This is a genomic window from Edwardsiella sp. A.80236, assembly GCF_044540725.1.
GTDB lineage: Bacteria > Pseudomonadota > Gammaproteobacteria > Enterobacterales > Enterobacteriaceae > Edwardsiella > Edwardsiella tarda.
The window spans coordinates 136,319-161,363 of the sequence record NZ_JBIUCY010000004.1; the positions used below are offsets into that span (position 1 = coordinate 136,319).

General features: G+C 58.3%; 24 protein-coding genes and 1 riboswitch. Of the genes, 14 read left to right on the forward strand and 10 right to left on the reverse strand.

Annotated features, from left to right (window positions below):
* The first annotated feature begins 1 nt into the window (after position 1).
* The 8 genes from envC (at position 2) to recG (ending at position 9,127) form a co-directional block, all read left to right on the forward strand.
* Complete coding sequence (gene envC, locus ACEQFP_RS05795; RefSeq protein WP_005291012.1) at positions 2 to 1,354, forward strand: murein hydrolase activator EnvC; 1,353 nt, start codon at positions 2 to 4, stop codon at positions 1,352 to 1,354.
* Between the two features lie 38 nt (positions 1,355 to 1,392).
* Positions 1,393 to 2,325 carry a divergent polysaccharide deacetylase family protein gene (locus ACEQFP_RS05800; RefSeq protein ID WP_068870245.1) on the forward strand — a complete coding sequence of 311 codons (933 nt, stop codon included), beginning with the start codon at positions 1,393 to 1,395 and terminating at the stop codon, positions 2,323 to 2,325.
* A 213-nt stretch (positions 2,326 to 2,538) separates the two neighbouring features.
* Positions 2,539 to 3,159, forward strand: a complete 621-nt coding sequence (locus tag ACEQFP_RS05805; protein WP_005291020.1) for a trimeric intracellular cation channel family protein — start codon at positions 2,539 to 2,541, stop codon at positions 3,157 to 3,159.
* A 120-nt stretch (positions 3,160 to 3,279) separates the two neighbouring features.
* Complete coding sequence (gene gmk, locus ACEQFP_RS05810; RefSeq protein WP_005291023.1) at positions 3,280 to 3,903, forward strand: guanylate kinase; 624 nt, start codon at positions 3,280 to 3,282, stop codon at positions 3,901 to 3,903.
* A gap of 54 nt (positions 3,904 to 3,957) precedes the next feature.
* Positions 3,958 to 4,233: a DNA-directed RNA polymerase subunit omega gene (gene rpoZ, locus ACEQFP_RS05815; RefSeq protein ID WP_005291030.1), complete on the forward strand. Its 276-nt coding sequence runs from the start codon at positions 3,958 to 3,960 to the stop codon at positions 4,231 to 4,233.
* Between the two features lie 19 nt (positions 4,234 to 4,252).
* Positions 4,253 to 6,346, forward strand: a complete 2,094-nt coding sequence (spoT, locus tag ACEQFP_RS05820; protein ID WP_005291033.1) for a bifunctional GTP diphosphokinase/guanosine-3',5'-bis pyrophosphate 3'-pyrophosphohydrolase — start codon at positions 4,253 to 4,255, stop codon at positions 6,344 to 6,346.
* Positions 6,347 to 6,351: 5 nt separating this feature from the next.
* A complete protein-coding gene (trmH, locus tag ACEQFP_RS05825; RefSeq protein WP_005295651.1) occupies positions 6,352 to 7,044 on the forward strand; it encodes a tRNA (guanosine(18)-2'-O)-methyltransferase TrmH in 693 nt (230 codons plus the stop codon).
* Position 7,045: 1 nt separating this feature from the next.
* Entirely contained in the window at positions 7,046 to 9,127 is a 2,082-nt protein-coding gene (recG, locus tag ACEQFP_RS05830; protein ID WP_035596268.1) for an ATP-dependent DNA helicase RecG, read from the forward strand.
* Positions 9,128 to 9,141: 14 nt separating this feature from the next.
* Here the strand turns inward: recG and gltS are convergent, their stop codons facing one another.
* A complete protein-coding gene (gene gltS / locus ACEQFP_RS05835) occupies positions 9,142 to 10,356 on the reverse strand; it encodes a sodium/glutamate symporter (RefSeq protein WP_005291042.1) in 1,215 nt (404 codons plus the stop codon).
* 233 nt (positions 10,357 to 10,589) lie between these two features.
* On the opposite strand from gltS, the gene ACEQFP_RS05840 reads away from it, so the two are divergent.
* Entirely contained in the window at positions 10,590 to 11,993 is a 1,404-nt protein-coding gene (locus tag ACEQFP_RS05840) for an NCS2 family protein (RefSeq protein ID WP_205439078.1), read from the forward strand.
* Positions 11,994 to 12,224: 231 nt separating this feature from the next.
* Positions 12,225 to 13,895, forward strand: coding sequence for an AsmA family protein (locus tag ACEQFP_RS05845; RefSeq protein ID WP_370547122.1), 1,671 nt, complete (start codon positions 12,225 to 12,227; stop codon positions 13,893 to 13,895).
* Between the two features lie 74 nt (positions 13,896 to 13,969).
* On the opposite strand, the gene ACEQFP_RS05850 is transcribed toward ACEQFP_RS05845, so the two are convergent.
* The 3 genes from ACEQFP_RS05850 to ACEQFP_RS05860 form a co-directional block, all read right to left on the reverse strand.
* Positions 13,970 to 14,545 carry a DcrB family lipoprotein gene (locus ACEQFP_RS05850; RefSeq protein WP_035596274.1) on the reverse strand — a complete coding sequence of 192 codons (576 nt, stop codon included), beginning with the start codon at positions 14,543 to 14,545 and terminating at the stop codon, positions 13,970 to 13,972.
* A gap of 76 nt (positions 14,546 to 14,621) precedes the next feature.
* Positions 14,622 to 15,074 carry a GNAT family N-acetyltransferase gene (locus tag ACEQFP_RS05855; protein ID WP_047058945.1) on the reverse strand — a complete coding sequence of 151 codons (453 nt, stop codon included), beginning with the start codon at positions 15,072 to 15,074 and terminating at the stop codon, positions 14,622 to 14,624.
* A gap of 112 nt (positions 15,075 to 15,186) precedes the next feature.
* On the reverse strand, positions 15,187 to 15,843 hold the full coding sequence (locus ACEQFP_RS05860) for a 7-cyano-7-deazaguanine/7-aminomethyl-7-deazaguanine transporter (RefSeq protein ID WP_005291057.1): 657 nt from the start codon (positions 15,841 to 15,843) through the stop codon (positions 15,187 to 15,189).
* A gap of 223 nt (positions 15,844 to 16,066) precedes the next feature.
* Between ACEQFP_RS05860 and tusA the strand changes: the two genes are divergently transcribed.
* Complete coding sequence (gene tusA, locus ACEQFP_RS05865; protein WP_005291062.1) at positions 16,067 to 16,315, forward strand: sulfurtransferase TusA; 249 nt, start codon at positions 16,067 to 16,069, stop codon at positions 16,313 to 16,315.
* Between the two features lie 33 nt (positions 16,316 to 16,348).
* Here tusA and ACEQFP_RS05870 read toward each other — a convergent pair whose 3' ends face one another.
* The 4 genes from ACEQFP_RS05870 to ACEQFP_RS05885 all read right to left on the reverse strand — a co-directional run bounded on the left by ACEQFP_RS05870 (position 16,349) and on the right by ACEQFP_RS05885 (position 18,928).
* Positions 16,349 to 17,008 carry an OmpA family lipoprotein gene (locus ACEQFP_RS05870; protein WP_370547121.1) on the reverse strand — a complete coding sequence of 220 codons (660 nt, stop codon included), beginning with the start codon at positions 17,006 to 17,008 and terminating at the stop codon, positions 16,349 to 16,351.
* A gap of 157 nt (positions 17,009 to 17,165) precedes the next feature.
* Positions 17,166 to 17,711 (reverse strand): TMEM165/GDT1 family protein, encoded by a 546-nt coding sequence (locus ACEQFP_RS05875; RefSeq protein WP_223931163.1) that lies wholly within the window; start codon positions 17,709 to 17,711, stop codon positions 17,166 to 17,168.
* 91 nt (positions 17,712 to 17,802) lie between these two features.
* A riboswitch (yybP-ykoY riboswitch) is annotated at positions 17,803 to 17,907 on the reverse strand.
* A complete protein-coding gene (locus ACEQFP_RS05880; protein ID WP_035596280.1) occupies positions 17,887 to 18,393 on the reverse strand; it encodes an N-acetyltransferase in 507 nt (168 codons plus the stop codon). Its footprint overlaps the riboswitch before it by 21 nt.
* Positions 18,353 to 18,928: a DNA-3-methyladenine glycosylase I gene (locus tag ACEQFP_RS05885; RefSeq protein WP_172460021.1), complete on the reverse strand. Its 576-nt coding sequence runs from the start codon at positions 18,926 to 18,928 to the stop codon at positions 18,353 to 18,355. Before ACEQFP_RS05885 ends, ACEQFP_RS05880 begins: the two co-directional genes overlap by 41 nt.
* Before the next feature lie 227 nt (positions 18,929 to 19,155).
* Here ACEQFP_RS05885 and glyQ point away from each other — a divergent pair, with 227 nt between their 5' ends.
* The 3 genes from glyQ (at position 19,156) to ACEQFP_RS05900 (ending at position 22,997) form a co-directional block, all read left to right on the forward strand.
* A complete protein-coding gene (gene glyQ / locus ACEQFP_RS05890) occupies positions 19,156 to 20,064 on the forward strand; it encodes a glycine--tRNA ligase subunit alpha (protein WP_005291083.1) in 909 nt (302 codons plus the stop codon).
* A gap of 9 nt (positions 20,065 to 20,073) precedes the next feature.
* Entirely contained in the window at positions 20,074 to 22,143 is a 2,070-nt protein-coding gene (glyS, locus tag ACEQFP_RS05895; RefSeq protein ID WP_005291086.1) for a glycine--tRNA ligase subunit beta, read from the forward strand.
* Between the two features lie 134 nt (positions 22,144 to 22,277).
* Positions 22,278 to 22,997, forward strand: coding sequence for a DUF3053 domain-containing protein (locus ACEQFP_RS05900; RefSeq protein WP_005291090.1), 720 nt, complete (start codon positions 22,278 to 22,280; stop codon positions 22,995 to 22,997).
* Positions 22,998 to 23,095: 98 nt separating this feature from the next.
* Here the strand turns inward: ACEQFP_RS05900 and ACEQFP_RS05905 are convergent, their stop codons facing one another.
* Positions 23,096 to 24,364: a valine--pyruvate transaminase gene (locus tag ACEQFP_RS05905; RefSeq protein ID WP_068870255.1), complete on the reverse strand. Its 1,269-nt coding sequence runs from the start codon at positions 24,362 to 24,364 to the stop codon at positions 23,096 to 23,098.
* A gap of 194 nt (positions 24,365 to 24,558) precedes the next feature.
* Entirely contained in the window at positions 24,559 to 25,023 is a 465-nt protein-coding gene (ibpB, locus tag ACEQFP_RS05910) for a small heat shock chaperone IbpB (protein WP_005291096.1), read from the reverse strand.
* Positions 25,024 to 25,045 lie beyond the last annotated feature (22 nt).

Here is a 25,045-nt window from a genome sequence, read left to right on the forward strand (position 1 = left end):
CATGAGGGGAAACGATCTGTTTTGCATAACTCGCCTGGACGTCGTGCCGTCCGCCGGGAATGACACCTGCGCCACCACACTGGCGGCGCAGGTGCGTTGTCGTCTCTCGCGCCTGTCCATGGTCTGTGCCGGCGTCCTCTTCGCCGGCAGCACACTGTTCCCCACCGCAGCTTTAGCGGCGGACAGCAACAAGCAGCAACTGCAATCTATCCAGCAAGATATCGCGGCCAAAGAGAAGAGTGTCAAACAGCAGCAGCAACAACGCGCCGCCTTGCAAGATCAACTCAAAGCCCAAGAAAAGCAGATAGCCCAGGCAGGTCGTGCCTTGCACGATACCCAGGCCGAGCTTAGCAAGCTGGATCAGCGCATCACCGCGCTCAATGCCTCCATCCGTAAGCTACAAAGCAAAGAAAACGGTCAGAGCGAGCTCTTGGCACGGCAGCTCGACATCGCGTTCCGCCTCGGCAAGCACACCGGTATGCAGGTATTGCTCAACGGTGAAGAAAGTCAGCGCAGCGAACGCCTACTCGCCTACTTTGGCTACCTCAACACCGCCCGCCAGCAGAATATCGCCGCCCTGCAAGAGACTCGCACCGATCTCAGCCAGCAGAAGCGTGAGCTGGAAAGCGCCAAGATCAAGCAGAAAGCGGTATTGACCACCCAGCAGGAGGCGCAGCAACTGTTGCAGCAGGCGCGTGCCAGCCGCCAGAAGACGCTGAGCGCGCTGGAGAGCTCGCTAGCCAAGGATCAGCAACAGCTGGACGAATTGCGCCAGAACGAGGCTCGCCTACGCGACAAGATCGCACGTGCCGAACGCGAAGCACGCGCACGCGCCGAGCGTGAGGCGCGTGAGGCCGCACGTGTACGTGCCGAGATGAAAGCCAAAGAGGCCCAAGCCAAGAAGAAGGGCACGACCTATAAACCCAGCGAGAGTGAGCGCGCGCTATTGGCGCGTACCGGCGGTCTGGGACGGCCGGCCGGCCAGGCTATCTGGCCAGTACGAGGCCGCGTCATCCATGGCTTCGGCGAGCCGCTACAGGGCGAGCTGCGTTGGAAGGGAATGGTTATCGCCGCCCCAGAGGGCAGCGAGGTCCACGCCATCGCCGATGGCCGTGTACTGTTGGCCGATTGGTTACAGGGTTATGGCCTGGTCGTGGTAATCGAGCATGGCAAAGGCGACATGAGCCTATACGGCTACAATCAGAGTGCGCTGGTTAACGTCGGTGCACAGGTCAAGGCCGGGCAGCCGATTGCGCTGGTCGGCGATAGCGGCGGGCAGGGGCAGTCGGCCCTTTACTTTGAGATCCGCCGCCAGGGGCAGGCGGTTAACCCGCGGCCATGGTTAGGGCGTTAACGCCCGCCAATACGCCTATAGCAGAGAAGGAATAGGCCTTGCGCTCACTGATCCGACTGACTTCACTCGCGCTGCTGTGCAGCGCGTTGGCCGCACCGGCGCAGGCCGGTAAACTCGCCATCGTCATCGATGATTTCGGCTACCGTCCGCATGAAGAAAAGCAGGTATTGGCACTGCCGTTACCCATCACCATCGCCGTGCTACCCAATGCCCCTCACGCCCGCGAGATGGCGCTGCGCGCCCATGCCCAAGGACGTGAAATCCTGATCCACCTGCCCATGGCACCACTCAGTAAACAGCCCTTAGAGCGCAACACGCTACAACCCACCATGAGCGAGGCGGAGATCCAACGCATCATCCGCCAGGCGGTCGATAACGTCCCCTATGCCGTCGGCATGAATAACCATATGGGTAGCGCCATGACCTCCAACCTGGCCGGCATGCAGAAGGTGATGCGCGCGTTGGAGCAATACCACTTCCTTTATTTCCTCGATAGCGTCACCATCGCGCACAGCCAGGTGAGCAACGCCGCCCAGGGTACTGGCGTAAAGGTGATCAAGCGTAAGGTCTTCCTCGACGACGCGCAGAACGAAAGCGCCATCCGGGCGCAACTCAATCGTGCGATACAACTGGCACGACGCAACGGATCGGCCATCGCGATAGGTCACCCACACCCCACCACGGTACGCGTCCTACAGCAAATGCTGCCTAACCTGCCGGCAGATATCGTACTGGTCAAACCCAGCGCACTACTCAACGAGTCGGGGGTTGCGGCTAGCATCAACGCACCGCAAACGACACAACCGGCCAAACCGCGCCCACCTCGCTTCAGCGGGATCCGCCAGTGTCACCTGACATCAACGGCCACACCGATCTACGCCGATCGTGCCTGGCAGGTGATCGCACAAAGCGTCACTCACGCGACGCCACTGAAGTGGCTTCAGGCTCGCTGGACCTTTTGGCTGGCGTGAGAAACGGGGGCAAAAGGGATATATTTCAATATAAAATCTAATCCGTAAGTAAGGTAAAAATGGCTGGAAACACCAGCAATCAAGCTGATTAGCATTACTAAAACTAATTGAAATTAAAAACCCTTAGAAAAACTCAGTCGCACAGAATGTCTCGGCTCACTATTCTGCCTACTTTCTCCCGTTTCCCTGGCTGTACGGACGAGCAGAGTCATTATGTTACTGAGCATTCTCTATATTATTGGTATTACTGCCGAGGCGATGACCGGCGCATTAGCGGCGGGACGCCGCCAGATGGATACCTTCGGCGTGATCATCATCGCCTCGGCGACGGCCATCGGGGGCGGCTCGGTACGTGATATGTTGTTAGGCCATTACCCGCTGAGCTGGGTCAAGCATCCGGAAAACATCGTGATCGTCGCCTGCGCCGCCGTACTGACCACCTGGGTAGCGCCACTGATGTCACACCTACGCCGTTTGTTCCTGCTATTAGACGCCGTCGGACTGATGGTCTTCTCCATCATCGGCGCCCAGGTCGCCTTAGAGATGGGACATGGCCCGATCATCGCGGTAATCGCCGCCGTGATCACCGGGGTATTCGGTGGCGTGTTACGTGACCTATTCTGCAACCAGATCCCCCTCGTGTTTCAGAAGGAACTGTATGCCGGTATCTCCTTCGCCGCCGCCTGGCTCTACCTGGGTCTGCTCTATCTGCAAGTGCCGCAGGATCTCACGGTGATCATCACCCTGGTGGTCGGCTTTAGCGCACGTCTACTGGCGTTACGCTTCCACCTGAGCCTGCCCGTATTCGACTATAAGCAACCAGAACGCGAATAGTTCGTACGGCGAAATCGCCATACCCAGGCAACGAGAGCGCTGCAACCGTCACCATAGCCGTGTATAATGAGCGGATATCTTGCTATATTTCGCTCTTTTACACGCTGACAAGACACACACATGGTACAAGGTACGCTCTATATCGTTTCCGCGCCGAGCGGCGCTGGCAAATCCAGCCTGATCCAGGCCCTGCTGAAGACGCAGCCAGCCTATGACTCCCGGGTTTCCGTTTCGCACACCACGCGCGCCAGCCGTCCGGGCGAACAGCACGGTGAGCATTACTACTTTGTCTCTGTGGACGAGTTCCAGGCGATGATCGCTCGCGACGATTTCCTGGAGCACGCGGAAGTCTTCGGCAACTACTATGGCACCTCGCGTCAGGCGATAGAAAAGGTCCTGGCGCAAGGCATCGATGTTTTCCTCGATATCGACTGGCAGGGCGCCCGCCAGGTGCGCAATAAGATGCCGCAGGCCCGCAGTATCTTCATCCTGCCGCCGTCACGCGAGGAACTGGCTCGCCGCCTACATGGGCGCGGTCAGGACAGCGATGAGGTCATCGCCGGACGTATGGCTAAAGCCGTTAGCGAAATGTCGCACTATAGCGAGTACGACTATCTCATCATCAACGACGACTTCGACGTCGCGCTCCAGGATCTGCGCACCATCATTCGCGCCGAACGCCTGCGCCGCGAGCGTCAGCAGTTGCGTCATGATGCTTTAATCAGCAAATTATTGGCAGACTGAGCCTAGTTTCAGTATCATGCCCAGTCATTTCTTCACCTGTGGAGTAGCACATTTATGGCACGCGTAACTGTTCAAGACGCTGTAGAGAAAATTGGTAACCGTTTTGACCTGGTGTTGGTCGCTGCTCGTCGCGCGCGCCAGATGCAGACGGGCGGCAAAGAGCCGCTGGTTCCGGAAGAGAACGATAAGACCACCGTTATCGCCCTGCGCGAGATCGAAGAAGGTCTGATCAACAACCAGATCCTGGACGTGCGTGAGCGTCAGGAGCAGCAGGAGCAGGAAGCCGCCGAGCTGCAAGCCGTCACCGCCATTGCGGAAGGTCGTCGTTAATTAACCTCAAGGGCAGCCTTTGTATCTGTTTGAAAGCCTGAATCTTCTGATTCAAAAATACCTGCCAGAAGAGCAGATCAAACGCCTGAAGCAGGCCTATCTGGTCGCGCGCGATGCGCACGAGGGGCAGACACGCTCCAGTGGTGAGCCCTACATTACCCACCCGGTCGCAGTGGCCTGCATCCTGGCTGAAATGCGTCTCGACTACGAGACGCTGATGGCCGCCCTGTTACACGACGTCATCGAAGATACCCCCGCCACCTACCAAGACATGGAACAGCTGTTCGGCAAGAGTGTCGCCGAACTGGTGGAAGGGGTATCCAAGCTCGATAAACTGAAATTCCGCGATAAGAAAGAGGCCCAAGCGGAGAACTTCCGCAAGATGATCATGGCGATGGTGCAAGACATCCGCGTCATTCTGATCAAGCTGGCCGACCGTACCCACAATATGCGCACCCTCGGGTCGCTGCGCCCGGACAAACGACGCCGCATCGCACGCGAAACCCTAGAGATCTATAGCCCGCTAGCCCATCGCCTGGGCATCCATCATCTGAAAACGGAATTAGAGGAGCTAGGCTTTGAGGCCCTGTACCCCAATCGCTTTCGCGTGATCAAAGAGGTGGTCAAAGCGGCGCGGGGCAACCGCAAGGAGATGATCCAGAAAATCCTGGCGGAGATCGACGGGCGGCTGAGTGAGGCAGGGATCGTCTGCCAGGTCAACGGGCGTGAGAAACACCTCTACTCTATCTATCGCAAGATGCATCTCAAAGAGCAGCGTTTTCACTCCATCATGGATATCTACGCCTTCCGCGTGATCGTCAAGGATGTGGATACCTGCTATCGGGTGCTCGGACAGGTGCATAGCCTGTACAAACCCCGTCCTGGTCGGGTGAAAGACTACATCGCCATCCCCAAGGCCAACGGCTATCAATCGCTGCATACCTCTCTGATCGGGCCGCACGGTGTTCCGGTCGAGGTACAGATCCGTACCGAAGACATGGATCAAATGGCCGAGATGGGGGTTGCCGCACACTGGGCCTACAAAGAGGGCGAGTCGAGCACCACCGCCCAAATTCGCGCCCAGCGTTGGATGCAGAGTCTGCTGGAGCTACAACAGAGCGCCGGTAGCTCCTTCGAATTTATCGAGAGCGTGAAATCGGATCTCTTCCCCGACGAAATCTATGTTTTTACCCCGGAAGGACGCATCGTCGAACTCCCCGCCGGGGCGACACCGGTCGACTTCGCCTATGCGGTCCATACCGATATCGGCCACGCCTGTGTCGGCGCGCGCGTCGATCGCCAACCCTATCCGCTCTCTCAGGCCCTAAACAGCGGCCAGACCATCGAGATCATCACCGCACCGGGCGCGCGTCCCAACGCCGCCTGGCTGAACTTCGTGGTCAGCTCCAAGGCGCGGGCCAAAATCCGCCAGATGCTGAAAAACCTCAAGCGCGACGACTCCGTCAGCCTGGGGCGCCGTCTGCTGACCCATGCACTGGGCAATGGACGTAAACTGGCGACTATTCCACCACAGAATATCCAGCGTGAATTGGATCGGATGAAGCTCCAATCGTTGGACGATCTGCTGGCGGAGATCGGCCTGGGTAACGCCATGAGTGTCGTGGTAGCACGCAATCTGCTCGGCGAGCAGGATACCCCACCAGGCGGGCGCAACCTGCCGATCAAAGGCGCCGATGGGGTGTTGCTCACCTTCGCCAAGTGCTGCCGCCCGATCCCCGGCGACCCGATCGTCGCCCACGTCAGCCCTGGCAAGGGGTTGGTGATCCACCACGAATCCTGTCGTAATATTCGCGGCTACCAGAAGGAGCCGGAGAAATTTATGCCGGTAGAGTGGGACAAGGCGATCGATCAGGAATTTATTGCCGAGATTAAGGTCGACATGTTCAACCATCAGGGGGCGCTGGCCAACCTGACGGCGGCGATCAATGCCACGGCCTCCAATATTCAGAGTATGAACACCGAAGAGAAAGACGGCCGCGTCTACTCGGTGTATATTCGCCTGACTACTCGTGATCGCGTGCATCTGGCCAATATCATGCGCAAAATCCGCATCATGCCGGATGTGATTAAAGTCACCCGAAACAGAAACTAATCGCCATGACCCCACAACGCTATGCCCGGATCTGTCAGATGATGGCGGCACGTCAGCCCGATCTGACCGTCTGCATGGAGCAGGTGCACAAACCGCATAACGTCTCCGCCGTGATCCGTACCGCTGACGCCGTCGGCGTTCATCAGGTCCACGCCGTGTGGCCGGGTAAGAGTATGCGTACCCTGGTCTCCACCGCCGCCGGCAGCAACAGTTGGGTCAGTGTCAAAACCCATCGCGACATCGCCTCTGCCGTCAGCGAACTCAAAGGCCAGGGGATGCAGATCCTGGCGACCAACCTGTCGGCAACGGCGGTCGACTTCCGCGAGATCGACTACACGCGCCCTACCTGTATCCTGATGGGGCAAGAGAAGCGCGGTATCAGCGCCGAGGCGCTGCAACTGGCCGATCGCGATATCATCATTCCGATGGTCGGCATGGTGCAGTCGCTCAACGTCTCCGTAGCGAGCGCCCTCATCCTGTATGAGGCACAGCGCCAACGCCAGCAGGCTGGCATGTACCAACACCATCAACCGCGTCTGAGCGACGAGGAGCAACAACGCCTATTATGGGAAGGTGGCTACCCCGTTCTGGCCAGCGTCGCGCGCCGTAAAGGGTTGACGCGTCCCCACATCGGCGACGACGGGCAGATTGAGGCCCCGCAGGCTTGGTGGGACGCTATGCAGGCTGCCAGGAGCTAACATGCAGGGCCGCCTGCTCGACGCCGTCCCGCTGACCTCGCTCTCCGGCGTAGGTGCCAGTCAGGCGGGTAAGCTGGCCAAACTCGGGCTGGTCACCATACAGGATCTACTGCTACATCTCCCGTTGCGCTATGAGGACCGTACGCGCCTCTACCGCATCGGCGAACTCCAGCCGGGCCAAGTGGTCACGATAGAGGGGGAGGTGCTACGTACCGACGTCGCCTTTGGTCGCCGCCGCATGCTGACCAGTCAGATCAGCGATGGCAGCGGTCTGCTGACCCTACGCTTCTTCAACTTCAGTGCCGCGATGAAAAATAGCCTGGCTCCCGGCAAGCGGGTACTGGCCTACGGTGAGATCAAGCGCGGTCACCATGGTGGTGAAATCATCCACCCCGAATACCGTATCCAAGGCGACGATGCCCCCATCGAGTTGCAAGCCGCCCTGACACCGGTCTACCCCACGACCGAAGGCGTACGCCAGGCGACACTGCGCAAGCTGAGCGATCAGGCATTGGCGCTGCTCGACATCACGCCGATCCCCGAGCTGCTGCCCGAATCCCTAGGGCAGGGGCTGATCAGCCTACCCGAGGCGTTACATACCCTTCACCGCCCACCAGCCGATATCCGTCTGGAGGATCTCGCCCAGGGCCGCCATCCAGCACAGCGACGGTTGATCCTGGAGGAGTTATTGGCGCACCACCTCAGTATGCTGGCGGTACGCGCGGGTAATCAACGCCAGCATGCCCTCGCACTCGGCGCCAACGATAACCTCAAGCAACGCCTACTGGCGGCACTGCCGTTCACGCCGACAGCCGCACAATGGCGTGTGTTGGCCGATATCGAGACCGATATGGCCAAGAGCGTGCCCATGATGCGCCTGGTACAGGGCGACGTCGGCTGCGGTAAGACGCTGGTCGCTGCTCTGGCGGCGCTACGCGCCATCGCCAATGGCCATCAAGTGGCACTCATGGCCCCCACCGAGCTGTTGGCCGAGCAACACGCCGCTAACTTTCGTCACTGGTTCGAGCCGCTGGGGCTACGCGTGGGTTGGCTGGCTGGCAAGCAGAAAGGTAAGGCGCGCCAGACGCAAATGGCCGCTATCGCCGCCGGCGAGGTAGACATGGTTGTCGGTACCCATGCTCTGTTTCAAGAGCAGGTGCAATTCGCCGATCTCGCGCTGGTGATCATCGACGAACAGCACCGCTTCGGTGTGCATCAACGTCTCGCATTATGGGAGAAGGGCCAGGCGCAGGGCTTTCACCCCCATCAATTGATCATGACCGCTACTCCGATCCCACGCACACTGGCGATGACCGCCTACGCCGATTTAGATACCTCGGTGATCGACGAGTTACCGCCAGGACGGACGCCGGTCACCACCGTCGCCATCGCCGACACCCGGCGAGAACAGATCCTGGAGCGCGTGCGTCATGCCTGCCTGACGGAGAAGCGCCAAGCCTACTGGGTATGTACCCTGATCGAAGAGTCGGAGGTATTGGAGGCGCAGGCGGCAGAGGCAACCGCTGAGGCCCTAAGCCAACAGTTACCTGAGCTGCGCATCGCCCTGGTGCATGGGCGGATGAAAGCGGCAGACAAACAACAGGTAATGGCACGATTCAAAGCGGGAGAGATCGATCTACTGGTTGCCACCACGGTGATCGAGGTCGGCGTCGACGTACCTAACGCCAGCCTGATGATCATCGAGAACCCCGAGCGTTTGGGGCTAGCCCAGCTTCACCAACTGCGTGGACGCGTCGGACGCGGCGCAGTCGCCTCCCATTGCGTCTTACTATACAAGGCGCCGCTGAGCCAGACGGCGCAGCAACGGCTCCAGGTACTACGTGACAGCAATGATGGCTTCGTGATCGCCCAACGCGATCTCGAGATCCGGGGACCCGGCGAGCTCTTGGGCACCCGCCAGACCGGCAACGCCGAATTCCGCGTCGCCGATCTGCTGCGCGACCAGGCGCTGATCCCCGAGGTGCAACGCATCGCGCGCCATCTACACAGCGCCTACCCACAACATGCGCAGGCACTGATCGAACGCTGGCTACCGGCGGGCGATCGCTACTCTAACGCCTAATCGCCCGCCTCGGCTTAGCCAAGCACCTGAGCGAACAATGGCAGCATCAAATACAGCTTGATGATGATGGCGTTGGCGATATCGATAAAGAAAGCCCCCACCATCGGTACCACCAAGAAGGCCAGGTGAGAAGGGCCAAAGCGCTCGGTGATCGCCTGCATGTTGGCAATAGCCGTTGGGGTTGCCCCCAGGCCAAAACCACAGTGCCCCGCCGCCAATACCGCCGCATCGTAATTCTTGCCCATCACCCGATAGGTGACGAAGATGGCATACAACGCCATCACCAACGTCTGTACGGCCAAGATGGCCAACATCGGCAACGCCAGTGAAGCCAACTCCCACAGCTTGAGGCTCATCAGCGCCATCGCCAGGAACAGAGAGAGGCTGACGTTACCCAGTACCGAAACGGCGCGTTCGAAGACTTGATAAAAACCGATCTTAGACAGGGTATTACTCAGGATAACCCCGACGAACAGCACGCAAACGAAGGTTGGCAGCTCCAGTGCAGAGCCACGCAGCCAACCGGCAATCAACTGACCAACCGTCAGGCAGATGACGATCAGGGCCAGGGTCTCAATCAGCACCAGTGAGGTGATCATTCGCCCACTCTGCGGCTTCTCAAAGGCGCTGGGTACGGCGTTGTCATCCGGAGCCCCATCCGGGGTCGAGGAGCGCTGAACCAGATAACGCGCTACCGGGCCACCGATCAATCCCCCGAGCACCAGGCCGAAGGTGGCGCAAGCCATCGCGACTTCGGTGGCATTCTGGAAGCCGTAGCGTTCAATAAATAGCTTACTCCAGGCCGCTCCGGTGCCGTGACCGCCAGAGAGAGTGATCGAGCCGGCCAGTAACCCCATCAACGGATCCAGCCCTAACAGCTTCGCCATGCTGATACCGATCGCATTCTGCACGATCAGCAAACCAACCACGACAAACAGGAAGATGCTGAGGGCTTTGCCACCCGCCCGTAGGCTCGCCAGGTTAGCGTTCAAACCGATCGTAGCGAAGAAGGCCAACATCAATGGATCCTTCAGCGACATATCAAAGTCGATTTCGAATCCGACACTCTTCTTCAAAACGAGCAGGGCCAAGGCGACCAGCAGACCGCCGGCCACCGGTTCGGGGATAGTGTATTTGGTGAGTAATGGTATTTTTTGCACCATCTGACGCCCCAGCAATAACACCAGCGTCGCGGCAACCAACGTGCCGTAAATGTCCATATGATACATTCAGGTACTCCATATAGTTTTTATATTTCAGAAAGTTATATAAACACACCTTCTTAGTACAGTTTTGGAATCCACCAATGTAAAGGTAAAGGTTATGGTGCAGCAAGTTTTTAGAGAAAAAAACTGATGTAGGCAAAAGCGCGAAAAAAAGAGCACGCGCCCATACGCAAACGTTTGCTTTTGTGCGCTAGATCATTAAAATGCGCCCATTGTCGATCCTGGATGCCGTACTCATGACCACACATACCACAGAGCTCAACCCTGCACGCCCGTCACACACAGCTCCGGCCACGACCAGCGAACTGATTTATCGCCTGGATGATCGTCCGCCATTGGCGCAAACCCTGTTTGCCGCCTGCCAGCATCTGCTGGCGATGTTTGTCGCCGTGATCACCCCCGCACTACTGATCTGCCAGGCACTCGGCCTACCGGCCCAGGATACGCAGCACATTATCAGCATGTCGCTCTTCGCCTCGGGATTAGCCTCGCTGCTACAAATCAAGACCTGGGGCCCGGTCGGTTCGGGGTTATTGTCGATTCAGGGCACCAGCTTTAACTTTGTCACCCCGTTGATCATGGGGGGCATGGCCTTGAAAACGGGTGGCGCGGATATTCCGACCATGATGGCGACGCTGTTTGGTACCCTAATGCTGGCCTCCTGTACCGAGATCATCCTGTCCCGCTTCCTGCATCTGGCGCGCCGCATCATCACGCCACTGGTCTCCGGCATCGTGGTGATGATCATCGGTCTATCGCTGATTCAAGTCGGCCTCATCTCCATCGGCGGCGGTTACGCCGCGATGAACGATCACAGCTTCGGCGCGCCGCGCAATCTGTTGCTGGCCGGGGCGGTACTGCTGGTGATCATCCTGCTCAACCGCCAGCGTAACCCCTATCTGCGCGTCGCCTCATTGGTGATCGCCATGACCGTCGGCTACGCCCTAGCCTGGGCGCTGGACATGTTGCCCTCATCGGCAGCCGAGCCGAACACTGCACCACTGATCACCGTGCCGACGCCGCTGTATTATGGCCTGGGCATCGACTGGAACCTGCTAATCCCGCTGATGCTGGTGTTTATGGTGACCTCGCTGGAAACCATCGGCGACATCACGGCCACCTCGGATGTCTCGGAGCAGCCGGTGTCCGGGCCGCTGTATATGAAGCGACTAAAGGGAGGGGTACTGGCGAATGGTCTCAACTCGATGCTCTCCGCCGTCTTCAACACCTTCCCCAACTCCTGCTTCGGCCAGAATAACGGCGTGATCCAACTGACGGGGGTCGCCAGCCGTAAGGTGGGCTTTGTGGTAGCGCTGATGTTGATCCTGCTGGGGCTATTCCCGGCGGTAGCCGGCTTTGTCCAACACATTCCCGAGCCGGTACTCGGTGGTGCGACCATCGTCATGTTCGGCACCATCGCCGCCTCAGGCGTACGTATCGTCTCGCGTGAACCGCTCAACCGCCGCGCCATCATGATCATGGCCCTGTCACTGGCCGTTGGACTCGGGGTATCCCAGCAGCCGGAAATCCTGCAATTCGCACCACAATGGCTGAAGACACTGCTGGCCTCCGGTATCGCGGCTGGCGGCATCACCGCCATCGTACTGAACCTGATCTTCCCACAGGAAACAGCCCGCTAATCGCATTCTCGGCGGGCTGCCCTGGCCCGCCCTCTCCTTTCGGAACGCTCCCTCTTGAGCCTCCAGCGCAATTACGGCATAAACTAGAAGATATCCCGCCTCCGCGGCCTCGTCTGGATTCGCTCGCCTGCCCCTATCGGGTACGGGCAGACAGCGACGAGGCGATATTGAGGGCGCGGCGGGTTCATAGGCAGGGTCTGACTCTGCGGGTTACTGAAAGGACGGATCGCCATGAAAGTTGTCGGGAAACTACTCTTGACCCTCATCGCACTGTTGTTGCTGATGTCGGTTGCAGCCTATTTCGTGTTGCAAAGCCAGTGGGGCGCCCGCCAGATCAGCGCCTGGGTCAACGACCATACCCGCTACCGCATCACCTTAGGCGGGGTACATCACGACATCCGCCGTCCCAGGGCACTGCAACTGACGGACTTCAGCTTGGCGCGCGCCGGGCAGCCCAGCGAACTGCACGCAGCAGCCGTTACCCTGACCTTCGGTGGACAACAGTTCAGTGCACCACGTCATTTCAGCGCCATTCGCCTGAGCCAGGGTACGCTTCGGCTAACCGCTACGGGCCTGCCAGCCCTCCCCATCAGTGCCAACACCCTACAGCTACAGGACATGCGCCTCGACTGGCCGCAGAGTGATTGGCCGCTCCAAGCGACGGGAGTTGATGGCGGTATTGTCCCTCTGCAATCTGGCTCCCCGCATGTCGCCTTCCAGTTTAGCGCCGCCACCTTGCGTATCGGCGAAATTCCGGCACAGAATGTCCTAATCCAAGGTGAGTACCGCGATCGCCAGCTGTGGCTCACCAATCTGGGAGCCGACCTCGCCAACGGCCAAATGACCGCCCAAGCGCAGCGTCTCGCCGATGGCACCTGGAACATCGAGTCGATACGCCTCAGCCAGATCCACTGGCAGAGCCCGCAAACCTTGCGTCCGTTCTTACAGACGTTAAAACGCTTACCACCGCTAACGCTTCAACGTTTGGAGCTATTAGGTGCGAATCTGGAGGGTAACGGTTGGGCGCTGAGTGGACTCGATGCGAGCCTTTCCCACGTCTCACTGACTCGTGGCGACTGGCATAGCCGACAAGGTACCTTGGCCTTCAACGCCCGTGACATTGTGCTAGGCGGTATCCACCTGAGCGAGCCGCTGTTCGATGCCGACCTGACGCCACAAGGGATTAGCGTTCGCCAATTCAGCACCCGTTGGGATAATGCGTTATTGCGTACCAGCGGATCCTGGCGTCGCGATACGGGAGCGCTGGCACTGAACGACCTGGCAATTGTCGGATTAGAATACAGCCTGCCGACGAACTGGCGCGAACTGTGGCTACGCCCACTGCCCAATTGGTTGGCGACGATTACCCTGGATCACTTCTCACTCAGCCGCACGCTGCTGGTCGACGTCAATCCCGAGTTTCCCTTCCAGATGACCGCATTGGATGGATTTGGCAATCAAGTAACACTGGCTCGTCAGCATCGTTGGGGGATCTGGCATGGACAAATGCAATTCAATGCCAGCGAGGCGACCTTCAACAAGGTCGATCTGCGGCGGCCATCCTTCACCCTCCAAGCCGACGAGCAAGGGATCCGCATCGACGATCTCAGCGCCATCTCTCAGAAAGGGTTGCTAGAGGCAAACGTGAGTTTAAATCGCCGCGATGATCGGTTGAACCTGACCCTCGATGGACGCGGCGTGCCAGCGAATCAGTTGAATGCATGGGGCTGGCCTTCTCTGCCGCTCCAAGGCGACGTTAACCTGCAACTGTCGCTACATGCGCCACTGCGTGCCACGACACCGTTTCGTCCGGGGGTGAACGCCACCCTGAACGCCCAGGATGCCAACGGGAATCGTCTGCAACAACGCATGGTCGATGGGGTATTGATGACGAGTGAATAAGCCGTCTCGGCGACGACGCGAAATGGTCGACGCGCCCCAGCTCACGGCGGGGCGCGCCAGCGGCGCATTGGGGATTACTGCGCGAAGGTGAGGGTGCCAAGGACCCCATTGGCGATATTCGCCGCCTCTTGGCGGTTATCCCCCGGCAGAGAGATCTGCATGGTCATCAGTTGATCGCCGATCTGTGCCAGGATGATGCTGGAGTAGACAGCATGGCCATTAGCCTGCTGCATGCTCACCACCTTCTCCACCGACTTACCGCCCAGCGTCACGGCTTCCGATGAGACCAGCTGCAAGCTAGCATCACGCGACTTCTGCTGGTCGATCAGGCGAGATGACAGGGTATTCAGGCTATCCTTCGGCATCGGTGCCAGAATGACGATCACCGCCTGTTGGCCGGTCTTATTGGCATACACCGACATATTATTGGTCTGTGAACCCAACTTGCTGGTCTGATCGCTCAATCCGGCCGGCAGCGTAAAGCTAATCTTGCCATCCAGCAGGCTCACCTTAGCCCCCGCAGGTACGCTGGGCTGCGTCGCACTCGCCCCCTGCGCTGGCGCGCTAGCCTCGGTGGTGGAGTTGCCATCACAGGCGGCCAGCCCGGTAACCAATAGCCCGACGCCGATCAACTTCACTAAATTACCCATGGAAATTCCTTATGTTGTCCGAAGGTCTGATTCCACATCGCACCCGATCGCGGAATAAAAAGCAAGTAACCGAATGTTACGCCGCATCCAAACACAACGCTTTGGCCAATCGCAGACGATAGTCAGCCACCGCCCCCTGTGGTTGCAATTGGATGATGCTGTAACCATTCTTGATCAACATCATCAGCATCGCAGGAAAACCATTACGCGTCTTGACCTCGATGCGCCGATAACCGTGCTGTATCGCCCACTGTTGCTGCGCCTGCAAGAGAGATTGTGCGACGCCAGCCCGTCGCCACGCAGGCAACACGCCACCGAGCCAACTATAAACGGTCTGGCTATCCAGCGCGTAGCCGATCTTAAAACCAACGGCCTGCCCCGCGATACGCGCAATCAACAAACTGCTTTCGCGTCCATCCAGACGGGCGTGTAAATCCGCCAGCGTATGGCGTGAGTTAAACTCCGGAATGGCGCGATATAACGCCAAGATCTCCTGCGGGGTCGCCGCATGCAGAGTAATCGCCGTCATCGCTTTCTCCTCGGGATGAGAAAACATCATAGCGTAAAATGGAGGTAGTGAAACGAGGCGACATCATTACGCCGCAGGGACGCCATCAGCGACGTCCCCTATGGATGCCGAGCTATGCCAACGAGATCTGTTGGCGAAAAGCGATACGCTTCAACAGCATATTCAGCATGACACCATACATCGGCAGGAAGAAGACCATGCTGATCAATAGCTTGAAGGTATAATCCACCAGCGCAATCTCGACCCAATGCGTCGCCATAAACGCATCACTACTGTGATAGAAGGCAATAAAGAAAAACGATAGCGTATCGCTAATATTGCCAAACAGCGTCGACGCGGTCGGTGCAACCCACCACGCCCGAGTCTGGCGTAGCCGGTTGAAAACATGCACATCCAGGATCTGGCCGAGGACATAGGCCATAAAGCTGGCGCACGCGATACGCGCCACCATCAGGTTCATACTGCCCAAGGCGGCGAACCCTTGCCACTGCCCCTGGAAAAAAAGCGCAGAGACACAGTAGGAGATCAGCAACGCTGGCACCATCACCGCGAGGATGATACGCCGTGCCAGTGGCGCACCGAAGATACGCACCGTGAGATCCGTCGCCAGAAAAATAAAGGGGAAGGTGAATGCACCCCAGGTGGTATGGAAGCCGAAAATCGTAATCGGCAACTGCACCAAATAGTTACTTGATGTGATAATTAACACATGAAAGAGGGACAGCCAACACAAGGCTGTAAACCGCTGTTGCGGGGTAAAACTAAACATCAATGTCACCTTTTTGGTTATTGGGGTGAGGGAACCCAAGAAAAATAATTATCCACTAATGGATGCGGCGGCGATCATACCCGGCTCACGCCATGATGCAACGGTTATTTTTCACGCAAACGTTAACGCCCTTTGCAGCGCACGGCCCGGCAGGTACACTAACGACGTAATACTATGGACCCGAACGAATGACCGCCAACGCGGCCGCAGCCAGAGACCCAGCATGACCGATCCCTTTGCCAACCCAGACAAAACCTTGGACGCCTTAGGCCTACGCTGCCCGGAACCCGTGATGATGGTACGTAAGACCGTTCGCCATATGGCGGCGGGCGAAACCCTACTGATCATCGCCGACGATCCGGCTACGACCCGAGACATCCCCGGCTTCTGCCGCTTTATGGATCACACCCTGCTGGCACAGGAGGCCGACCAGGCACCCTACCGCTACCTGGTGCGTAAAGGTGGGGCATAAGCCGCCCTCTACGAGCGGCTTATCAATCACAATTTACAGCGGGCTTAAGGTGATCTCGACGCGACGGTTCTGCGCCTTACCTGCGGCGGTGCTGTTGCTGGCGATCGGGTTCGCAGGCCCCATACCGATGGTACGGATACGCCCCGCCGCCACACCCTGTGTGATCAACGCGCTGGCCACACTGTCGGCTCGCTGCTGCGATAGACGCATGTTCAGATCGCGGCTACCGGTGCTATCGGTATAGCCCACAACATTCACCGCAGTCTTCTGATACTCCTTCAGCACCATCGCGACCCCTGTCAGCGTATTGGCACCGGCGGGCTTCAGGTTACTGCTGTTAGAATCGAAGGTAACATTGTTCGGCATGTTCAGGATGATGTTATCCCCCTGGCGCGTCACGCTTACCCCAGTACCCCGCATCTTGTCACGCAGCTTAGCTTCCTGCACATCCATGTAATAGCCAATCCCTCCCCCCAGCGCCGCCCCAGCGGCCGCGCCGATCAGTGCGCCTTTACCGCGATCGCTCTTCGATGAGGAGAGTGCGCCGACCCCGGCGCCTAGCAAGGCGCCCAGTCCGGCGCCGATGCCCGATTTCCCAGCCTGGGACTCACCGGTATAAGGATTGGTGGTACAACCGGAGAGGATCAGCGCCGCACTGACCAGGCCTGCGATGCACAAACGGCTTTTTTTCATGAAGAAACCTCAATGTCGGTAAATGCCCCCGCTCCCGGGGGCGTAAAATCCACGAGATAAACTCGTACTTGGCTCAGAGCACGCTGCCTGAGCCACACTGCTCCCGTCTGACCGGAACGGTGTGTATTGGTTCCCTATGAGTGGAGCAAAAATCAGGTCACACGATAAGGGTAACAACTCCTAAAGTGGCAAACAGCAATGCAGAAAGTCGCCGCCCCCAACCACTTGTCAGGTAGGGCTGTAGACGAGCGCCAAACCACAACATCGGTGCATTGGCTAGCACGATCCCCAACGTCGACCCCAGAACGACCCAGGTAAGATGCTGGTAATGCGCCCCAAGCAGGACCGTGGCGATCTGTGTCTTGTCGCCAATTTCGGCGAGGAAGAACACCATCAGAGAGGTCCAGAAAGGATGGCCTCCCCGGATCTCACCGTCATCCCGATCGGGAAACAGTACCCATATCGCCATCGCCAGGAACCCCATGGCGACCATCCAACGCATCATCTGGGGATTGAGGAACTGATTGACCAATTCGCCAATTAGCGCAGCGAAATAGTGATTAACCAGGGTGGCTAGAGTGATCGCCAACAGAATCAGGAAAGGTTTACCAAAACGCGCCACCAACAGTAGCGTCAAAAGCTGAGTCTTATCGCCGATTTCAGCTAAGGCGACGGAACTCATCGAAGTTAAAATAATAGACACGACAGACAAATACCGGGGTGAGTAATCTGGACATATGGCGCGGCCAGGCCCTCACCCCGGAGTGCGCCTTAGCCGACCACAGGTCTCGTCGACCCATCGCGTGATGGGCGCTGACGCCATGGTGATATCACCAAGTTTGTTGACGCCAGCGCCGGGGTGATAACACACCGGCAGACTACTCCCCCATGATGGAAGAGCGCGCAGTGTAATCAAGCCGCCGCCTTTTCTCAAGATCTCCCCCGGCCCGCCATAACAGCGTCGCCACCGCCTGACCGGTACTCGACTGGATCTGCCGATCCAGACAACGGAATCCCTGGCGACGATAGAAAGCCAATGCTCGACGGTTAGCGCAATACACCTCCAACAACAGCCAAGGATGGTGGCGTTTGGCATGACGCATGAGACGTTGAGCGAGGCCACGTCCACGGTAACGGGGGGCCACAAACAGCGCGCCGAGTAAATGGGGCGGAAGGATGCAAATGAATCCACACACCCGATGCCCATCCAGCGCCAACCAAGTCTGCCCCTGCGGCAGGTAGGTATCGCGCACCCATGGCAGGCTGGATCGCCAATAGCCGGGCGGGATCGCCGGATGAGCCTGAATCGTCAGCCTCAACCACAGCGCCAACAATGCCGGGCGATCAGCGGGATAGGCCGGGCGGAGACGAAGGGGAAGAATCATGATGCAGATAACATCCTGGTTGGTGATCGTTCACCATCCCACACGCTTGCATGAAGGCATAGCAAATGGTCGTGCCAACGAAAGTGAAACCGCGCTGTTTCAGCGCCCGTGCCAGCGCATCAGAGGCTGCGCTACGCGTCGCTCCCGCCACGTCCGACCGGACCGGCGCGCCAGCGACGAACGACCACAGAAAGGGGGAGAAGACCTCACCAGCTTGCGCCATCGCCAGCAGGGCGCGGGCATTCGTGATGATCGCCGCCAGCTTACGCCGGTTGCGGATCACGCCCGCATCATGCATCAGTAGCTCAAGCTCCTCCGGCGTCATCGCAGCAACCCGTACAGGATCGAAGTTATGGAAGACGCGTCGATAATGCGGGCGCTTCTTCAACACCGTCAGCCACGATAATCCGGCCTGCTGTCCTTCGAGACACAATAACTCAAACAGCGCCCGCTCATCATAGAGTGGACGTCCCCACTCCCCATCGTGATAGGCGATATAATCTGGATCCGCCGTGACCCAGGCACAACGTTGCACCGCATGCTGCTCCATTTTGCCTCCCGCTGATAACCAGCCACCAATCATACCCCGAGCGGCCGCCCGCGAGGCGCCCGATAGCCGATTTTGCACGTAAAATCCGCAATAGCGGCGCCTGTGGGGTAAAAAAGCGCACCTCGTCGCACTATTGCTGTATATCTTACGCACAGGCGGTATACTGATCCTTTCTGTTTCAATCCACTTGAACGCGTGCGAACACATCCAACATGCAAAAGTTTGATATCAAGACCTTTCAGGGGCTGATCCTGACTCTGCAGGACTATTGGGCGCGCCAGGGCTGCACCATCGTCCAACCGCTGGACATGGAAGTCGGCGCCGGCACCTCTCACCCGATGACCTGTCTGCGAGCGCTGGGCCCAGAGCCGATGGCAACCGCCTATGTGCAACCGTCCCGTCGCCCGACCGATGGCCGCTATGGCGAAAACCCGAACCGACTGCAACATTACTACCAGTTTCAGGTAGTGATTAAGCCATCCCCGGACAATATTCAGGAACTGTACCTGGGCTCGCTCAAAGAGCTGGGTCTGGATCCGACCGTGCATGATATCCGCTTTGTCGAGGATAACTGGGAAAACCCGACCCTGGGTGCCTGGGGCCTGGGCTGGGAAGTGTGGCTCAACGGGATGGAAGTCACTCAGTTCACCTACTTCCAGCAGGTAGGCGGCCTGGAGTGTAAACCGGTCACCGGCGAGATCACCTACGGGCTAGAACGTCTGGCCATGTACATCCAAGGCGTCGAAAGTGTATACGACTTGGTATGGAGCGACGGCCCGCTGGGTAAAACCACCTATGGCGACGTGTTCCACCAGAACGAAGTCGAGCAGTCTACCTACAACTTCGAATACGCCGACGTGGATTTCCTGTTTGCCTGCTTCGATCAGTACGAGAAAGAAGCTCGCCTGTTGCTGGAGCTGGAAAATCCGCTGCCGCTGCCGGCCTATGAGCGAATCCTGAAGGCTGCCCATAGCTTCAACCTGCTGGATGCGCGCAAGGCGATCTCCGTCACCGAGCGCCAACGCTATATTCTGCGCATCCGCACCCTGACCAAAATGGTCGCCGAAGCCTACTACGCCTCTCGTGAGGCACTGGGCTTCCCGATGTGTAAAAAAGATTAAGAGGCAGCCATGACGCAACAGACTTTCCTGGTTGAAATCGGCACGGAAGAGCTGCCGCCGAAAGCCCTTCGCTCACTGGCGCAAGCCTTCGCCGACAATTTCCGTAGCGAGTTGGACAACGCTGGCCTGGCACATGGCGACATCGCCTGGTTTGCCGCACCGCGCCGTCTCGCGCTGAAGGTTGCCGCCCTTGATGCGGCACAGCCCGATCGCGAGATCGAAAAACGTGGCCCGGCCATTGCTCAGGCCTTCGATGCCGACGGCAAGCCGACCAAGGCGGCCGAAGGTTGGGCCCGAGGCTGCGGGATCAGCGTTGAGCAGGCTGAACGCCTGACGACCGATAAGGGCGAATGGCTCCTGTACCGCGCCCAGCAGAAAGGGCAGCGAGCACAAGAGCTGCTGCCTACGCTGGTCGCGAATGCGCTGTCACGCCTGCCGATCCCTAAACTGATGCGCTGGGGTGCCAACGATACGCAGTTCGTGCGTCCGGTACACACCGTCACGCTGCTGCTAGGCAGCGAGAGTATTCCGGCCACCATCCTCGGCATTCAGTCCGATCGCGTGATCCGCGGCCATCGCTTTATGGGCGAGCCCGAGTTCACCATCGATAACGCCGATCAGTATCCGCAGATCCTGCTGGAGCGCGGTAAGGTCATCGCCGACTATGAGGCCCGCAAGGCGCAGATCAAGCGTGATGCGGAGGCGGCAGCGGCACGCATCGGCGGCCAAGCCGATCTGAGCGATAGCCTGCTGGAAGAGGTCACCTCACTGGTCGAGTGGCCGGTCGTCTTGACCGCCAAGTTCGAAGAAAAATTCCTCGCCGTACCGGCGGAAGCCCTGGTTTATACCATGAAGGGCGACCAGAAGTACTTCCCGGTCTACGACGCCCAAGGCAAGCTGCTGCCGAACTTTATCTTTGTCGCCAACGTCGACTCGAAAGATGCACAGCAGATCATCGCCGGTAACGAGAAGGTGGTGCGTCCGCGTCTGGCCGATGCCGAGTTCTTCTTCAAAACTGACCGTAAACAGCGTCTGGAAGACAATCTTCCACGTCTAGAAAGCGTGCTGTTCCAACAACAGCTGGGCAGTCTGCGCGACAAGACCGACCGTATCGCCGCTCTGGCGGGCTGGATTGCACAGCAGATCGGCGCCGACGTCAACATGGCGACTCGCGCGGGTCTACTATCCAAATGTGACCTGATGACCAATATGGTGTTCGAATTTACCGACACCCAAGGGGTCATGGGAATGCACTATGCCCGTCACGACGGAGAAGCTGAAGAGGTCGCCGTCTCCCTGAATGAGCAGTATATGCCGCGCTTCGCCGGCGATGCGCTGCCCTCATCTCTGGTAGCCTGCGCCGTCGCGATCGCCGACAAGATGGATACCCTGGCGGGGATCTTCGGCATCGGTCAACACCCGAAAGGCGATAAGGACCCGTTCGCGCTGCGCCGCGCCGCGCTGGGCGTACTGCGTATCATCGTCGAGAAGAAACTGCCGCTGGATCTGCTGACACTAACTCAGGAAGCCGTGCGTCTGTATGGTGACAAGCTGAGCAACGCCAAGGTGGTGGAAGACGTGGTCGACTTTATGCTGGGCCGCTTCCGCGCCTGGTATCAGGAAGAGGGACACGCCGTCGACACCATTCAGGCGGTGCTGGCACGCCGTCCGACGCGTCCGGCCGACTTCGATGCCCGCGTACGCGCCGTCAGCCACTTCCGTACGCTGGATGAAGCCGCAACCCTGGCCGCCGCCAATAAGCGCGTCTCTAACATCCTGGCGAAGTCTTCGGATACGCTGGCCGACCAGGTGCAGGCGACGCTGCTGAAAGAGGCGGCAGAAATCCGCCTGGCCGCTAACCTGATCACCCTGCAAGAAAAATTGGCACCGCTGTTCGCCGCCGGTCAGTACCAAGAAGCCCTGGTCGAACTGGCGACCCTGCGTCAGCCGGTCGATGACTTCTTCGAACAGGTCATGGTGATGGCGGATGATGAGCAGGTACGCATCAATCGCCTGACACTGCTGAGCAAACTGCGCGACCTGTTCCTCCAGGTTGCCGACATCTCCGTTCTCCAGTAAGTGTCGACCCAACTTTACTCAACCCGCCGCCAGGCGGGTTTTTTACTTTATGGCTGTTATCCCGCGTGTTACGGGGTAAACTAGATCGGTTAACAGATTTCGCACCACCCTTGCGCGCTACAGGAGTCACTCACATGGCATTCGCGGTAAAAACATGGGCCCAGCGTCTGCTGCTGCCCGTAATGGCACTCTTTCTGGTCACGCAGCTAAGCGGCTGCGGCGACAGCGATAAAGAGCAGCAAAAAGCCTTCATCGACTATCTGCAAAACACCGTGATGCGGAGCAGCGTCACCATCCCTACACTGAGCGAGGCGCAGAAACAGCAGTTGGGGCACTATGCCAGCGACTATGCCGTACTGGTTACCTTTTCGCAGAACTTCGGGCGCGCCATGGATGCCAGCATGACGCCGTTATTCAACACGTTGCAACAGATCCGCGCCCCGCAGGATTACCTAGCCCAACGTGATCGCCTGCAACAGGAGCTCGGTGCGTTGAATATGCTCGGTCAACAGATCCAGAGCGCCAAGGCGCAAGCCGACAACGCCTATACCACGCTGAAGCAGCCGGAAGAAGTGAAGGCGGCCTTCGATAAGGCCTTCAATAAGGTGGTCACCGGCCCGAGCAATGCCATCATGCCGATGATCCCACAGGCTGCCGCCGTGGCCCAGACGCTGGTACAGGTCGGTGATTTCCTACAAAACCTGGGGCCGCAGGCTCGCTTCGACAACCAAGGTGTCCAGCTGCAGACCCAGGCTCAGGTGGATCAGTACAACCAGCTAATGAGCGATCTCTCCGCCAAATATCAGGCACTGATGGCCGCCAAACAGCAAAATGCCTCGCTGATGCAGAACTGAGTCCCACACCATCATCGATCACCCGGCTACGGCCGGGTTTTTTTATCGCCTACGTCCGGCTCGTCTTCTCCTCGAGCCCACACAGGCCGAAACGTCGCTCACCCGCACATCTCTTCCGCCGCCTCGCGGTGGGCACGCTCGACTTCCTCGGCCAAGATCTGCACCCCTCGCTCGATCACCTCGGGCTCTGGAACGTAATTCATGCGCATGCATTGCCGCGTATGCGGCCACTCCTGCGCCAGCCCCGGGAAAAAGTAATCGCCGGGTACCATCAATACGCCGCACTGTTTTAGGCGTTGATACAGCGTCTCGCTATCGATCGGCAGATCGGGAAACCACAGCCAGAGGAAGATGGCCCCCTCCGGACGATGGATCAGGCAACGCGCCGGCGTGAGATAGCGGCGAATGATCGCCAACGTCTGTTCGACGCGCTGCTGATAGAAGGGACGGATCACCTCACGGCTTAGGCGCAGTAGGTCACCACGTTCGATCATCCGTAGCGCCAGTGCTGGCCCGATGCTTCCCGGCGAGAGACTGATGATACCGTTCATGTTGCTCAAAGCCTGGATGGTCTCGCTATCAGCGACCACAATGCCACAACGCACCCCCGGTAGCCCCAGCTTCGATAGGCTCATACACAGGATGGTATTCGGATTCCACAGCGGCGTCGCCTCGCTGAAGATGATTCCGGGAAAGGGGAGCCCATACGCATTGTCGATCAATAATGGGATACCGTGCGACCGCGCCAGGCTGTCTAGTTGTGTAAGTTCCTCATCGGTCAACACGTTACCGGTAGGATTCGTGGGGCGTGAAACACAGATCAGGCCGATATCATCGCCGATCGCTAGCTGATCGAAGTCGATATGATACTTAAACTGCCCCTGCGGCAGCAGGGTGATGCGTGGCTTAGCCGCCACAAACATCTCATCGTCCAAGCCGGCATCGGCGTAGCCGATATATTCCGGCGCCAGCGGAAATAATACCCGGCGATGCGTACCGTCGTTACGTCGCCCAGCAAACAGGTTAAATAGGTAGAAAAATGCGCTCTGGCTGCCATTAGTCAGCGCAATATTTTGTGCACTGATCGGCCAGCCATACTGTTCTGAGAGGAGACGAGCCAACGCCTCTAGCAGATCGTTCTTCCCCTGCGGGCCATCATAGTTGCACAACGCCTCTCCTAATACCCCCTCATGCAACAACGTCTGGCAGAGATCCGTGAAATAGGCCTCCAGTGGGGCGATACGCGCCGGATTGCCGCCGCCCAGCATTATGGCACCCGGCGTCCGCAGACCATCATTGAGATCGTCCATCAGACGAGTAATCGCCGAATAACGGGTAAACTTGTCGCCAAAAGCAGAAAACGTCATAGCAAACCACACAGAGGATTGGAGAAGAGTCAGGCCACACCTTACCCCCTGCCACGCGGCACGACAAGTCGACCTCAGAAGCTTGATTTTTGATTATTCTAGTTAATTTAGAAATAGCAGCATAAAAAAAGGCGCAGCTAACGCTGCGCCAAGTCGAGAGGGTTTATACCCGCAGACGGGTATGGCAGATCTTATTATGACTGATGGGTATTCTCGTCGTCCCGACAAGCCAACGCTGCGGGCTCAGGCTGCGCACCGATGACGATACGCTGCGGCTGTAGTGCTTCTGGCACATGGCGCACCAGATCGATATTCAGAAGACCATTTTCGAAGGCGGCGCCATCGACGGTCAGATGTTCAGCCAACGTAAAGCTCAATTCAAATGCCTTACAGACCAGGCCTTGATGAAGGTACTCTACCGGCTTCTCCGGCTGTGCCGGATTACCACGCACGGTCAAACGTGGGCCTTCTACCTCAATATCCAGCTCACTCTGGCGGAATCCCGCGAGCGCCAGAGAGATGCGATAGTGATTATCATCACTCTTTTCAATGTTATACGGTGGGAATCCCTGCGGCTCTAACGAGGTTTGCATGGCATTTGCCAGCTTGTCAAAACCGATCCACTGACGCATTAATGGGGAAAGATCATAATTACGCATATTGACTCCTTCTAAGAAGCGA

Excerpts from the sequence above, each read along its gene's own strand:
- ACEQFP_RS05840 (WP_205439078.1), top strand. The coding sequence starts at position 10,590 with ATGACCACACATACCACAGAGCTCAACCCTGCACGCCCGTCACACACA.
- ibpB (WP_005291096.1), bottom strand. The coding sequence starts at position 25,023 with ATGCGTAATTATGATCTTTCCCCATTAATGCGTCAGTGGATCGGTTTT.
- ACEQFP_RS05905 (WP_068870255.1), bottom strand. The coding sequence starts at position 24,364 with ATGACGTTTTCTGCTTTTGGCGACAAGTTTACCCGTTATTCGGCGATT.
- trmH (WP_005295651.1), top strand. The coding sequence starts at position 6,352 with ATGACCCCACAACGCTATGCCCGGATCTGTCAGATGATGGCGGCACGT.
- ACEQFP_RS05880 (WP_035596280.1), bottom strand. The coding sequence starts at position 18,393 with ATGATTCTTCCCCTTCGTCTCCGCCCGGCCTATCCCGCTGATCGCCCG.
- ACEQFP_RS05855 (WP_047058945.1), bottom strand. The coding sequence starts at position 15,074 with ATGACGGCGATTACTCTGCATGCGGCGACCCCGCAGGAGATCTTGGCG.
- recG (WP_035596268.1), top strand. The coding sequence starts at position 7,046 with ATGCAGGGCCGCCTGCTCGACGCCGTCCCGCTGACCTCGCTCTCCGGC.
- glyQ (WP_005291083.1), top strand. The coding sequence starts at position 19,156 with ATGCAAAAGTTTGATATCAAGACCTTTCAGGGGCTGATCCTGACTCTG.
- gltS (WP_005291042.1), bottom strand. The coding sequence starts at position 10,356 with ATGTATCATATGGACATTTACGGCACGTTGGTTGCCGCGACGCTGGTG.
- tusA (WP_005291062.1), top strand. The coding sequence starts at position 16,067 with ATGACCGATCCCTTTGCCAACCCAGACAAAACCTTGGACGCCTTAGGC.
- rpoZ (WP_005291030.1), top strand. The coding sequence starts at position 3,958 with ATGGCACGCGTAACTGTTCAAGACGCTGTAGAGAAAATTGGTAACCGT.
- envC (WP_005291012.1), top strand. The coding sequence starts at position 2 with ATGAGGGGAAACGATCTGTTTTGCATAACTCGCCTGGACGTCGTGCCG.
- gmk (WP_005291023.1), top strand. The coding sequence starts at position 3,280 with ATGGTACAAGGTACGCTCTATATCGTTTCCGCGCCGAGCGGCGCTGGC.
- ACEQFP_RS05900 (WP_005291090.1), top strand. The coding sequence starts at position 22,278 with ATGGCATTCGCGGTAAAAACATGGGCCCAGCGTCTGCTGCTGCCCGTA.
- glyS (WP_005291086.1), top strand. The coding sequence starts at position 20,074 with ATGACGCAACAGACTTTCCTGGTTGAAATCGGCACGGAAGAGCTGCCG.
- ACEQFP_RS05860 (WP_005291057.1), bottom strand. The coding sequence starts at position 15,843 with ATGTTTAGTTTTACCCCGCAACAGCGGTTTACAGCCTTGTGTTGGCTG.
- ACEQFP_RS05845 (WP_370547122.1), top strand. The coding sequence starts at position 12,225 with ATGAAAGTTGTCGGGAAACTACTCTTGACCCTCATCGCACTGTTGTTG.
- ACEQFP_RS05870 (WP_370547121.1), bottom strand. The coding sequence starts at position 17,008 with ATGAAAAAAAGCCGTTTGTGCATCGCAGGCCTGGTCAGTGCGGCGCTG.
- ACEQFP_RS05850 (WP_035596274.1), bottom strand. The coding sequence starts at position 14,545 with ATGGGTAATTTAGTGAAGTTGATCGGCGTCGGGCTATTGGTTACCGGG.
- ACEQFP_RS05805 (WP_005291020.1), top strand. The coding sequence starts at position 2,539 with ATGTTACTGAGCATTCTCTATATTATTGGTATTACTGCCGAGGCGATG.